Here is a 12,525-nt window from a genome sequence, read left to right on the forward strand (position 1 = left end):
TTTGTTAAATGACTTTCTCAATCAAGAAATGAGTGGTATGATACCTATAACTAATAAAACAAAGGGGAATAGTATGATATGCAATTGTTCGATTTATCACTAGAAGAGCTAAAAAAATATAAACCAAAGAAAACTGCACGTCCTGATTTCTCAGATTTTTGGAAGAAATCGCTAGAAGAACTGCGCCAAGTGGAGGCAAAGCCATCACTTGAACCGTATGACTATCCAGTGAAAGGCGTCAAGGTGTACCGCCTGACATATCAAAGCTTTGGACATTCTAAAATTGAAGGCTTTTATGCTGTACCTGATCAAACTGGCCCGCATCCAGCGCTCGTTCGTTTTCATGGCTATAATGCCAGCTATGACGGCGGCATTCACGACATCGTCAACTGGGCGCTCCACGGCTATGCCACATTTGGTATGCTCGTCCGCGGTCAAGGAGGCAGTGAAGATCAGACAGTGACACCAGGCGGTCACGCTTTGGGGTGGATGACAAAAGGCATTTTATCAAAAGAGACCTACTATTATCGCGGTGTTTATTTAGATGCGGTTCGTGCACTCGAAGTCATTCAGTCCTTCCCTGAAGTGGATAAACACCGGATCGGCGTAATTGGTGGAAGCCAGGGAGGCGCATTAGCGGTAGCAGCTGCAGCCCTTTCAGATATTCCGAAGGTCGTCGCGGCAGATTACCCTTATTTATCAAACTTTGAGCGTGCAGTGGATGTGGCATTGGAGCAGCCTTATTTAGAAATCAATTCGTACTTTCGGAGAAATAGTGACCCGGAAGTGGAAGAAAAGGCATTTGAGACATTAAGCTATTTTGACTTAATCAATTTAGCTGGATGGGTCAAACAGCCAACTTTGATGGCGATCGGTCTGATTGACAAAATTACCCCGCCATCTACTGTGTTTGCGGCATACAACCATTTAGAAACAGATAAAGACCTTAAGGTATATCGCTATTTTGGACACGAGTTTATCCCGGCTTTTCAAACAGAGAAGCTTTCCTTCTTACGAAAGCATTTGCTCAAATAAAAGAACAAAGAGGCCGCTCTAGGAGGGCCTCTTTTTTAATAACTCGTATTTTGTCTCGTTTTTTCATCAGGTACTAACGCGGTGATAATAAGGGCAAGAGCTGTGATGATATGAAGGATGAATCCAAGTATCGGAATCCAGGCGAGGCAGGATGTGATAATCCCAATGATGCTGCCAATCATTGGTCCTTGGTCTCGCTTCGATAAGACGAGTGTGATAATATGCAGAATAAGCATGACCATGAGCGGTGAATAGCCATTGCTAATAATAAATAGTCCTCCGATGACAGGGATGGCAAGACAGGCTTCAAAAATCCCGGTGATCCATTTCATGATGCGAGATATAGACATGAGATCCAACTCCTTTTTCATATATGTCTTATTCGTATTTTACCAAAACGTGAAGAAGTCATGCAGATTTCTATAGAAAGAGTTGATGGATGATGAGAGAGAGAATCAAGGAAGAGCTGAAAATCATCGAAGAAACGTATGACGTAAAAATTTGCCTCGCGGTTGAATCAGGCAGCAGGGCTTGGGGATTCCCCTCGACTGATAGTGATTACGATGTTCGTTTTTTATATGTTCCTCGAAAAGAATGGTATTGGGCAATGGAAGAACATCGTGATGTCCTTGAACGGCCGATTGATGATGTGCTTGATATCAGCGGCTGGGAGCTTAGAAAGGCACTTCGCTTATTCAATAAATCGAATCCGTCCATCATGGAATGGCTGTCGTCTGACATCATCTATGCTGAATCCTTCTCTTTGGCAAAGCAGCTAAGAGAATTAAAGGACCGAGCGTTTTATCCTCCAGCATTGATGTATCATTACCTCAATATGGCGAAGCGGAATGAAAGCCGGCATTTACGAGGAGAGCAGGTGCGAATCAAGAAGTATTTCTATGTACTTCGTCCGCTGCTTGCCTGTCAGTGGATTGAACGATACAGGACGGTTCCGCCGATGGACTTTCATGAACTGCTCGAAGAACTAGTGGAGGAAGGTCCGCTTTTAGCGGAAATCCATGAGCTGCTCAAACGTAAAATGGACGGAGAAGAAATGGATGTAGAGAACCGCCTCGCTTATGTCCATCCATTTATCGACAAAGAGCTCGCGCGATTTGATGAATTGGTGAAAAGCTACAATCAGCCGAAAGACAACCTGTTGCAAGAATTAAATGAGCTGCTGCAGTCTACCCTTGATGAGGTGTGGGCGTAAGCAGGGAAGAGCCAGCCGGATCACGGCAGGCTCTTTTTTATCTCTTATTGTGATAAAACCACAAAAAAAGTCAGAATTTTTGTCATCTTCAAATATTGTAGCGGACAGCTTATGAGCTTTACAATAAAGACATAGCTTACAAAGAGTGGGAGGTGCCCTTTATGGAGTCGGTCACAAGAAATTTCTTCTTGTTTTTGTCAAAGAGCAGTCTCTTGAACCATATTGCTCGTAATTGGGGAAGTGCTGTTGCATCTAAGAAAATCATCGGAGGGAAGGACTTTGAGAGTGCCATCCCTGTTATCAAGCGATTAAATGACCAAGGAATGGCTGTGACAGTTGATCACCTTGGTGAGTTTGTCACAAAGGCAGAGATTGCCAATGAACGGACGACTGAGTGTATTCAAACCATTCAGCGGATTGCTGAGGCGGGACTCAATTCCCATGTGTCACTCAAAATGACATCCCTTGGCCTGGATATTGACGATGACCTTGTGTATCACAATATGAAACGTATTTTAGATACGGCAGAGAAACACCGTATCATGGTGACAATCGATATGGAGGATGAACAGCGCTGTCAAAAAACGCTGGACATTTTTAAAGAGATGAAATCTCAATATGAGTATGTCAGTACGGTCTTGCAGGCGTATTTGTACAGAACAGAAAAGGATCTTGATGACCTAAATGAGCTGCAGCCATTTTTAAGACTTGTAAAGGGTGCCTATAAGGAATCCGCCGAAGTGGCGTATCCAAACAAAAAAGATGTCGATCTGAATTATCAAAAGCTGATCGAAAAACAATTGCTCTCAGGGAACTATACAGCCATTGCGACACATGACGATCAAATGATCAAGTTCACAAAAAATATTGTGAAAAAACACAATATACAGACAAGTCAGTTCGAATTTCAAATGCTGTACGGCATGAGATCAGAAACGCAGCAGGCACTTGTGAAAGAAGGCTATCAAATGAGGGTCTATACTCCGTATGGACGAGAGTGGTACGGCTACTACATGAGACGCCTTGCAGAACGGCCGGCAAACATTGCCTTTGCTCTAAAAGGGATGACGAGAAAATAATTTGAAACGGGAGCGTGACAAAAATGACAACACCTTACAAACATGAACCATTCACGGATTTTAGCCAGGAAGAAAACCGCAAAGCGTTTGAACAAGCATTAGCTAAAGTAACAGAATCACTTGGTCAAACCTATCCGCTCGTGATTAATGGAGAAAGAATTGAAACGAAAGACAAGATTGTTTCGATCAATCCAGCGAAAAAGGATGAAGTGGTTGGAACCGTATCAAAGGCCGGGAAGGAAGAGGCAGAACAAGCGGTTCAAGCAGCAGCGAAAGCATTCGAAACATGGCGCTACACGTCTCCAGAAGAAAGAGCTGGCGTATTATTCCGAGCTGCGGCAAACATTCGCCGTAAAAAGCATGAGTATTCAGCCCTTCTTGTCAAAGAAGCAGGTAAGCCGTGGAATGAAGCAGATGCAGATACAGCAGAAGCGATTGACTTCCTAGAATATTATGCCCGTCAAATGCTGGAGCTGGCGAAAGGCAAACCAGTGAACAGCCGCGAAGGCGAACGCAATCAATATGTTTACACACCAACTGGCGTGACGCTCGTGATTCCGCCGTGGAACTTCTTGTTTGCGATCATGGCAGGAACAACAGTAGCGCCAATCGTCACTGGGAATACAGTTGTTTTAAAACCCGCAAGTGCGACGCCTGTCATTGCAGCCCGTTTTGTGGAAGAGCTTGAGCAAGCTGGTCTTCCAAAGGGTGTTGTCAACTTTGTACCAGGAAGCGGAGCAGAGGTCGGGGATTACTTAGTAGATCATCCGAAAACAAGCCTGATTACATTCACTGGATCAAGAGAAGTAGGGACACGTATCTTTGAACGCGCGGCAAAAGTGCAGCCAGGCCAGCAGCATTTAAAACGTGTCATTGCTGAAATGGGTGGTAAGGATACAGTGGTTGTCGATGAGGATGCAGATGTTGAATTAGCGGCTAATGCCATTTTCACATCAGCCTTCGGATTTTCAGGTCAGAAATGTTCAGCTGGATCTCGGGCTGTCGTCCATGAGAAGCTGTATGACCAAGTGGTTGAGCGAGTGAAGGAAATCACAGAAACGAAAACAACAGCCAACCCACTTTCTGCCGATGTTTACATGGGACCTGTCATTGATCAAGCGTCCTTTGACAAGATCACGGATTATATCGAGGTTGGCAAACAGGAAGGCCGCTTAGTCACTGGCGGAACGAGTGATGATTCGGAAGGATACTTTATCCACCCGACCATTTTTGCAGATCTTGAGCCAACTTCCCGTTTAATGCAAGAAGAAATCTTTGGACCAGTCTTGGCTTTCTCGAAAGTCTCTAGCTTTGATGAGGCACTTGAGGTAGCCAACAACACAGAATACGGTTTAACAGGTGCTGTCATTACGAATAATCGTGATCACATCAACCGTGCGAAGCAGGAGTTCCATGTAGGGAACCTTTACTTTAACCGTAACTGCACAGGTGCCATCGTTGGTTATCACCCATTCGGCGGCTTCAAAATGTCAGGAACGGATTCAAAAGCAGGCGGTCCAGATTACCTAGCTCTGCACATGCAGGCAAAAACGATTAGTGAAATGTTTTAATATGGAAAAAGCATGAACCTGCACTGATGGGTTCATGCTTTTTTTGCCTGCTTGCGACTTGTTTCTATACAAATCTGACTGGAAAGAAGTATGATAAATGTATCACTTAATCAGGGAGCAATCGGGATGGAAGAGATATTAGAAAAGCTTCATACATTTTTTGATGTCGATAAATTAATTGCATTTATTAGCGGCTATTTAAAAAAACCAGTCATTTTAGAAAGCACAGAGTGTCAGCTCCTTGCTTATAATTCTTACAGCATTCAGCAGTTTGACCCAGTCAATCAGCAAACGATTTTCTCCAAGGAATGTCCGGGGTCTGTGGTCGATTGGTTAAAGAAAACAGGGGTAATTGAGCGGCTTCACAAGGAGTCAAAGCCTTTTTATGTGAGCGGCCATGACGAGCTCGGATTTAATCGGCGGGTGGCTGTGAGCGCCAAGCATAAACAAGAGGTAGTAGGCTTTATTTGGGTGCAGGACATTGAGGACTCCCTCTCTCAGGAGGAGCTGCAATTTTTACACGAAGCTTCCTTTCAGGTTGGAAAAGTGATTTATAAGAATAAGAAACAGCTTGAGAAAAAGGAAGGGAAGATTGAAGAGTTTTTCAAAAAGGTCATGGATGATCATTTTTATACTGAAGAAGAGCTGAAATGGGAGGCTGAGAACTTAAGCATTCCACTGCCAGCCGTATTTACCGTTATGGTCGTGCACGCTGCCGATAACAAAAGTGAGACGGCAGAAGATGTGAAGGATGTCATTCGAACGTATTTGCAGCTAGAGGATAAAGTGAATCACGTCTATTCGGTTCAAGCAGATATTGTCGTTATATTAGGCAGCCTGTCAGACCGGCACTCACCGAAAGCGACTGCCGCTGATGTCATCGCACATCTGCAATCAAAAACGAATGCCCATCCTTCCCCTTTGTATATTGGGATGGGAAGAGAGTATCGTGATGTCATGAAAATGAGTACAAGTCGATTTGAAGCGATAGAGGTCGTCAAGGCAGTAAAAATTGTCGGAGGGCAAGAACTGATTCCATATGATTATGAGAATTTAGGGGTCTTCCGGTTTTTAGACTCTATTTACAGCCATCAAAAAAAGAAAAACGACTTCAATCCAGATTTGTTACGCTTGAAGGAAAAAGACCGCGAGAGTCAAACTTCGTTTTTAAAAACGCTGGAAGTCTACTTATTGAATAACTGCAAGCTAAAGCCAGCGGCGGAGCAGTTATTTATTCATCAAAATACATTAAACTATCGAATGAAACAAATTTTTGACATGACTTCGATCGACTTAAGTCATTTTAGCCAGAGATGTGAGTTATTTATTGAATTGATGCTGATGAAAAAAGATCAATAATGATGATGGAATCCGCAGGTGCACGGGATCACCTGCGGGTTTTCATGTGACATGCGAAAATGGCATACAACTGATGCATTTCGTTGTATGATAGATAAAGATTTTATGAGAAAAGTGAAAGGGGGGCCACCTTTGGGATCAGTCACCTTAGCCATTTTGATTTTCATCATGACCCTCGTCCTTGTCATTTGGCAGCCAGGACGTGTCACCATAGGATGGTCAGCGTGTGGAGGCGCCATTCTTGCACTTGCCTTTGGTGTCGTTCATCTAGGCGATGTGTGGGAAGTCACGCAAATTGTATGGAACGCGACCTTTGCCTTTATTGGCATTATTATCATTTCGTTAATTTTAGATGAGATCGGCTTTTTTGAATGGGCTGCACTGCATATGGCAAAAGCCGCAAGAGGCAACGGTGTCCGCATGTTTATTTACTTAACATTGCTCGGCGCTGTTGTGGCTGCTTTTTTTGCCAACGATGGAGCGGCACTGATCTTGACCCCAATCGTTTTATCTGTGGTGAGAGCGTTGAAGCTGGATGAGCGTATGGTGCTTCCTTTTGTGATGGCAAGCGGTTTTATTGCAGATACAACCTCCTTGCCATTTGTCATTAGTAACCTGGTCAATATCGTATCAGCCGACTATTTTCATATTGGTTTTCTAGAATATACAGCGAATATGTTCGTGCCAAACCTTGTGTCGCTTGGAGCGAGCATGCTGGTTCTGTATGTATTTTACCGAAAGCTTATCCCAAAAACCTACGATCTGTCACAGGCAAAGGAACCGGCGTCAGCTATTCGAGATATCCGTATGTTCCGTTTGTCTTGGTATGTGCTCGGCTGTCTGCTTGTGGGTTATTTTGCGGGGGAGCTGATCGGTATTCCAGTGTCCATCATCGTAGGCGGGATTGCCCTTGCTTTCTTGTGGCTGGCGAGAAGAAGTCCACAAGTAGCGACAAAGCGAGTGGTCAAAGAAGCGCCGTGGTCCATTGTGTTTTTCTCGATCGGTATGTATGTCGTCGTATATGGACTGAAAAATGTCGGTCTTACAGAAATATTGGCGGCATGGATTGAACAAGGGGCTTCACATGGCTTGCTTGCAGGAACGATGTTTATGGGCGTGCTTGCCGCAGTGCTGTCCTCTGTGATGAACAATCTGCCGACCGTTTTAATTGATGCGATTGCCATTGGACATACAGATACAGCAGGTGTCATGAGAGACGGACTGATTTATGCCAATGTCATCGGCTCCAACCTTGGACCGAAAATGACCCCAATCGGCTCATTGGCGACATTGCTGTGGCTTCATGTCTTAAAGAAAAAAGGCGTCCATATCTCTTGGGGGGCGTACATGAAAGCCGGGATCATCCTGACCATCCCAACCTTGATTCTCACATTACTCGGGTTATATGTATGGTTATGGCTTATTCATTAATTATCGTGCAGACAAATCCTCGCATTCGCCCGCAGGTCTGCGCTCCAGTGCTTAGGGCTGCAAAGGTTTTCTATCACGCTGAAAAAGAGCAGATCCATGAGATCTGCTCTTTTTTTGCTACAGATATTTCGCATAGCGTTTTTCTAAAAAGTCCTGAAGCAATGAGACGACACTGCAAATGCCCCAGTAAATGAGTGCGACCAAAATATACATGGTCATATAATCGAATTCTCGTCCGCCTACAATTTTTGCTTGCTGGAAGAGCTCTGGTACAGTAATCATTGCTGCCAGTGAGGAAGCTTTGATTAAATCGAGCATGACATTGGTCAATGGCGGCAGGGCGATGCGGACGGATTGGGGCAAAATGACACCACGCATCGTTTGCCAATAGCTGAGACCTAATGATTTAGCAGCTTCCACCTGTCCACTTGGAACAGAGGAGAGGGCCGCCCGGTTAATTTCTGCAATATAGGCAGCACTATTAAAGCTGAACCCAATAATGGCGGCAGTGACCGCTGTGAACTCAATGCCGATATAGGGGAATCCAAAATAGAGAATAAACAAAATCACCAGAATGGGCACGCCTCGCATGAATGAGATATACAGTCGTGCAGGCAGCCGAAGAATCCATGAATTCGCCATCCTGGCAAGAGCGATAAAAAAGCCAAGAATGGTACCAAAAAACATGCTCACAAAGGAAATGAGCAGCGTCAGCCAGATGCCTTTCATAACAAACGGAAATGACGCCTTTGCCAGTGCAGGATTAAATATATATTCTAAATGAATATCTCCCACGATTGCGGCTCCTTATTTGGAAATGTCGACATCTTCGACATCAGCATCAATTTTCTTAGAGACGTCTGCATGATTAAAGAATTTCTCAGAAATCTTTTTCATTGTTCCGTCTTTTTTCATGTCGCCTAATACACGATTTAATTCTTTTTGAAGCTCTTTGTTGTCCTTCTTCATAACAAAACCTTGTTCATTCGGCATGTACTTCAAGTCAGGGTGAATTGTAATATTTAGTTTAGGAAATGCAGCAAGAGCCAGTGTCTGCAAGTAATAATCATTTAGAATAACATCTGTACGGCCGTTTGCAACATCCTTTAGGTATTGCTCGTTTGTCGCATTATCATAAATGACTTCCTTTGCACCGTACTTACGAGCAACATCCATATAAATCGTTGTGGCAGCCCCTGCTGCTTTCTTTCCTTTTAAATCTTTTAAAGTTTTAATGCCAGATAAATCATCTTTCCGAACGATAGCCGTTCCGTAGGAATATTTATAAGGGGTTGAAAAGGCAAACTTGTCTTTTCTGTCATCTGTGATGTCGATATCATTTGCAGCGGCATCCACTTGACCAGAATTAATGGCGCTCAGCATCCCATCATAGCCCATTTCTTTAAATTCTACTTTCACATCAAGACGTTTAAACGCTTCTTTGACGACTTCTACTTCATAGCCAGTTAATTGATCCTTGCCATTAGAAGTATCATGATAAGAAGTTGGATAAAGGGTGCCTGAAGTTGCAACCACGATTTTCCCTTTCTTTTTAATCTGATCCCACTTTGTGTCTTCAGATTGAGATGAGCCTGATTGACTGCAAGCAGACATGATAAGGATGAAAGCAGATACAACAAGCATGATCCATATAGGTTTTTTATGATAAAAACGACTCATTTAAGAATCCTCCTCTATTTTTTATACAAAACAAAACATAGCACGCTTTCTCTATAAGGACAACGTTTTCAGAAGAAAAGTGAAAAAGTAAGAATATTATAAGCAATTTGCGTGTTAGAAATAATGTATAAAAAAGGAAAGCGAGCGCAAAATAAAGGCGAATAAAGGAGGGAACAACAATGATGAAAAAAATAAGTAGTTTGATCATCTTGTCGATGATGCTGTTATTTGGTTTTCATATAGAAACGGCTCATGGAGAAACACCTCAAATGGAAAAGCGCCCGGTGACACATCAAGTGAAATTAACAGCAGAACAACAAAAACAAATTGAAATCCTTGAGCAGCAAATTCTTTCTAAGCGAAAAGAAGTCATTGAGAAATATGTACAGTACGGCGTGTTAACAAAGGAACAAGGCACACACATCACGAAACGAATGGATGAGCATTACACTCATTTGAAAAAGAACGGATTTGTTCCATTGCTGAAAAAACCACAGCACCATCGCCCATGATAATGATGAAACCGGCAGCTTTAAGTGCCGGTTTTTTATTGTCGATCAGAAGGTGAGACTTTCCCCATCTTGAGGGACAAAAATGGCTTGATCTGCATGATGCTCTTGAACGTAAGCTTCTAAAGCAGCTCTTGTTAACAGGCAATGATTCACTGCCTCAAGATGACAGACGACAATTTGAGCTTTTGGCTGAGAACGGTGAATGTCTAGAATCTCTTCCTTGGTCATTGTAATAGGATCGCCTTCTAAAAATTGAGCAGCCCCGCTATTGACCACAATGACGTCTGGCTTGCTTGTATTCACAACCTCTTTCGGTTCATCACACCAAATGGTATCACCTGCAATATAAAGGGTAGGTTCATCAGGGTGAGAGAAAACAAAACCGCTCACCTGCCCCATCCGCTTCGCCGTTTCTCCCGTCCCATGCTGTCCGCCTGTACGTTTAATATGAACGCCGCAAATGTCCATTTCATCTTCAATGCATGTGACATGCTGAAATCCAGCTTCTTCAACTTCTTTTCGATCCTTCTCCGATTGAGTATAAATTGGTTGATCCTGAGCTAATTTCCTTTTGGCCTCGTCGTCAAAGTGGTCCACATGTAAATGAGAGAGTAAGACAGCATCTGGGTGTAACAGACTGTCTAAATCTATATTTACAGGAAGCTCCACAATAGGATTGTTCAAATGTTGATTGGCTGTATGAGGGAACGGTGGATATGTTCCTTTTGCTGCTAAAAAGGGATCGATTAAAAAAGTTGAATGACCATAGTGAAGGTATAAAGTCGCATTGCGAATGAGTGTAATTTTCATAAAAAGGCCTCCTTTTTTTCTGATTAAGTTTACAGTATATTAAAAGAGTTCTACGTGACAGAGGATTATGAAAGTCTTTTGGCAGAAGGGCTTGATTTTTGAAAGAGGTGAGCCAATGCTAGACCAAACAGATATGAATATTTTAAAAGAACTATCAAAGAACAGCCGATTAACGATGAAAGCTCTAGGTGAAAAAGTTCATTTAACCGGCCAAGCTGTTGCAAATCGGGTGTTAAAGCTAGAAGAAGAAGGCGTGATTGAAGCATATACCATTTCAATTGATTGGCAGACACAAAAGACGATTCAAACCTTTTTGCAGCTATGTACCCGTAGTCATCATCATGAACCACTTTTGTCGTTTCTTTATAAAAAGGAAGAAATCAAGAATTTGTTCAAAATAAGTGGTGAAGGCTGTTATATGGCTGAAGGGCATTTCTCCAGTCATGATGAACTTGATCAGTTTTTAACGGAGCTGACGAATTACGCAAATTACAAACTGTCTATTGCGGTTAAACGTCTCATTCATCAGTAATAGAAGAGACGCAGGAGGAAAAGGAACGATGCAAAAATTAATCGAAAATCAAGCTGAACCGATGACAAAGGAAAGAATCAAAGCAGACTTGGTTCAACTTGGTGTGAAAAAGGGCATGATTTTATGTGTTCATTCATCTTTATCATCAATCGGCTGGGTAAATGGAGGCGCTGTAGCCGTCATACAAGCATTGATGGAAACCTTAACAGAAGAAGGGACACTGATTATGCCGGCACAAACGTTAGAGCTTTCTGATCCCGCCGATTGGATCGATCCGCCTGTTCCTTATTCATGGTGGAAATCGATCAAAGAAACAATGCCCGCATTTGACCCAGCTTACACGACACCAGCAGCAATGGGAAAGGTGGCGGAAACATTTTGGAAATACCCAGGCGTGGCGAGAAGCAATCATCCCCATTTTTCATTCACCGCCTGGGGGAAAAGAAAACATGAAATTCTGCAACACCATGCACTTTCCTTTGGATTAGGAGAGCAGTCGCCTCTTGGCCGCATGTATGATCTTCATGCTCAAGTGCTGCTGCTTGGCGCATCATTTGAGAGCATGACAGCTTTTCATCTAGCTGAATACCGAATCCCTCAACAGGACCTCATGACAAGAGGAGCCCCTATTTTAGAGAATGGGTGGAGGGTATGGAAAGAGTACCAAGATATCATCACAAGAGAAGAACTATTTGAACAGATTGGCCGTGATTTTCTGCAATCAGGAGGCATCCATCAGCACAATCAAATTGGACTTGCCAGTTCATATTTACTGCCCATGAGAGAATCGGTAGACTATGCGGAACAGTGGCTTGATCTATACGATCAGTCGTAATCTACACTGTTTGGAAATTTACATAATAAACGTCTTGATCAGGCTGCTGTGAGGTGTAGCAGGTAAGTTGATAGTTTCCTTTTGGAATGGAAAAAGACAGCACATGGGCCATGACGCTTGTGATATAAACTTGGTCACTTGTAAGCGTAAAGGGAACTGTTATGGCTCTATCAACCGAGGCTTGGGGCTCATCGCTATTTAATGTCACAATAATAGACGCCTTCCCATTATTGATTCCTTCAAAGGAAACTCCTTGATCTCCTGTTGCAAATCCTTGAAGAATGTCCTCATCTGTCCAATCAATAACAGGTGGTGTTTCGCTTCCGGTGTATACCGTGATTTGGTGGTAGGAGATAGATAGGGAATAGGCTTGATTTAAGTGATTCATATAAAAAACTCCTTTATTTATGGATTTTTGTTGGAACGTGATGGTTAAAGAGTGATTCTTGAGGAGAAAGTTAGGCAGCA

14 protein-coding genes are annotated in these 12,525 nt (G+C 43.0%); 9 read left to right on the plus strand and 5 right to left on the minus strand.

The window, feature by feature from the left end:
• Positions 1-78: 78 nt before the first annotated feature.
• Complete coding sequence (locus NSQ76_RS02085; protein ID WP_341052097.1) at positions 79-1,035, plus strand: acetylxylan esterase; 957 nt, start codon at positions 79-81, stop codon at positions 1,033-1,035.
• 35 nt (positions 1,036-1,070) lie between these two features.
• Here the strand turns inward: NSQ76_RS02085 and NSQ76_RS02090 are convergent, their stop codons facing one another.
• Complete coding sequence (locus NSQ76_RS02090; protein ID WP_024424319.1) at positions 1,071-1,385, minus strand: hypothetical protein; 315 nt, start codon at positions 1,383-1,385, stop codon at positions 1,071-1,073.
• A gap of 92 nt (positions 1,386-1,477) precedes the next feature.
• Here NSQ76_RS02090 and NSQ76_RS02095 point away from each other — a divergent pair, with 92 nt between their 5' ends.
• The 5 genes from NSQ76_RS02095 to NSQ76_RS02115 all read left to right on the plus strand — a co-directional run bounded on the left by NSQ76_RS02095 (position 1,478) and on the right by NSQ76_RS02115 (position 7,688).
• Positions 1,478-2,248, plus strand: coding sequence for a nucleotidyltransferase domain-containing protein (locus NSQ76_RS02095; protein ID WP_341055749.1), 771 nt, complete (start codon positions 1,478-1,480; stop codon positions 2,246-2,248).
• A 161-nt stretch (positions 2,249-2,409) separates the two neighbouring features.
• Positions 2,410-3,327 (plus strand): proline dehydrogenase, encoded by a 918-nt coding sequence (locus NSQ76_RS02100; RefSeq protein WP_341052099.1) that lies wholly within the window; start codon positions 2,410-2,412, stop codon positions 3,325-3,327.
• A 23-nt stretch (positions 3,328-3,350) separates the two neighbouring features.
• Positions 3,351-4,898: an L-glutamate gamma-semialdehyde dehydrogenase gene (gene pruA, locus NSQ76_RS02105; RefSeq protein WP_135032814.1), complete on the plus strand. Its 1,548-nt coding sequence runs from the start codon at positions 3,351-3,353 to the stop codon at positions 4,896-4,898.
• 126 nt (positions 4,899-5,024) lie between these two features.
• Positions 5,025-6,257 (plus strand): PucR family transcriptional regulator, encoded by a 1,233-nt coding sequence (locus NSQ76_RS02110; RefSeq protein ID WP_024424315.1) that lies wholly within the window; start codon positions 5,025-5,027, stop codon positions 6,255-6,257.
• Positions 6,258-6,389: 132 nt separating this feature from the next.
• A complete protein-coding gene (locus tag NSQ76_RS02115; RefSeq protein WP_024427264.1) occupies positions 6,390-7,688 on the plus strand; it encodes an arsenic transporter in 1,299 nt (432 codons plus the stop codon).
• A 117-nt stretch (positions 7,689-7,805) separates the two neighbouring features.
• Here the strand turns inward: NSQ76_RS02115 and NSQ76_RS02120 are convergent, their stop codons facing one another.
• Both NSQ76_RS02120 and NSQ76_RS02125 read right to left on the minus strand, forming a co-directional pair.
• Complete coding sequence (locus NSQ76_RS02120) at positions 7,806-8,483, minus strand: amino acid ABC transporter permease (RefSeq protein WP_034283291.1); 678 nt, start codon at positions 8,481-8,483, stop codon at positions 7,806-7,808.
• A 12-nt stretch (positions 8,484-8,495) separates the two neighbouring features.
• Positions 8,496-9,368, minus strand: coding sequence for a transporter substrate-binding domain-containing protein (locus NSQ76_RS02125; RefSeq protein ID WP_024424312.1), 873 nt, complete (start codon positions 9,366-9,368; stop codon positions 8,496-8,498).
• A gap of 182 nt (positions 9,369-9,550) precedes the next feature.
• Between NSQ76_RS02125 and NSQ76_RS02130 the strand changes: the two genes are divergently transcribed.
• The gene (locus NSQ76_RS02130) at positions 9,551-9,880 is read left to right on the plus strand and encodes a YckD family protein (protein ID WP_024424311.1); all 330 of its coding nucleotides are present in this window, start codon (positions 9,551-9,553) and stop codon (positions 9,878-9,880) included.
• Positions 9,881-9,925: 45 nt separating this feature from the next.
• Here the strand turns inward: NSQ76_RS02130 and NSQ76_RS02135 are convergent, their stop codons facing one another.
• On the minus strand, positions 9,926-10,690 hold the full coding sequence (locus tag NSQ76_RS02135; protein ID WP_034624002.1) for an MBL fold metallo-hydrolase: 765 nt from the start codon (positions 10,688-10,690) through the stop codon (positions 9,926-9,928).
• A 115-nt stretch (positions 10,691-10,805) separates the two neighbouring features.
• Here NSQ76_RS02135 and NSQ76_RS02140 point away from each other — a divergent pair, with 115 nt between their 5' ends.
• A complete protein-coding gene (locus tag NSQ76_RS02140) occupies positions 10,806-11,222 on the plus strand; it encodes an Lrp/AsnC family transcriptional regulator (RefSeq protein ID WP_341052103.1) in 417 nt (138 codons plus the stop codon).
• Positions 11,223-11,250: 28 nt separating this feature from the next.
• Positions 11,251-12,057, plus strand: a complete 807-nt coding sequence (locus tag NSQ76_RS02145) for an aminoglycoside N(3)-acetyltransferase (RefSeq protein WP_025092812.1) — start codon at positions 11,251-11,253, stop codon at positions 12,055-12,057.
• 1 nt (position 12,058) lies between these two features.
• On the opposite strand, the gene NSQ76_RS02150 is transcribed toward NSQ76_RS02145, so the two are convergent.
• Entirely contained in the window at positions 12,059-12,445 is a 387-nt protein-coding gene (locus tag NSQ76_RS02150) for a competence protein ComJ (protein ID WP_034624004.1), read from the minus strand.
• Positions 12,446-12,525: the final 80 nt, after the last annotated feature.

Origin of the sequence: Bacillus sp. FSL M8-0256, from assembly GCF_038005765.1 — a bacterium.
Classification (GTDB): domain Bacteria; phylum Bacillota; class Bacilli; order Bacillales; family Bacillaceae; genus Bacillus; species Bacillus safensis.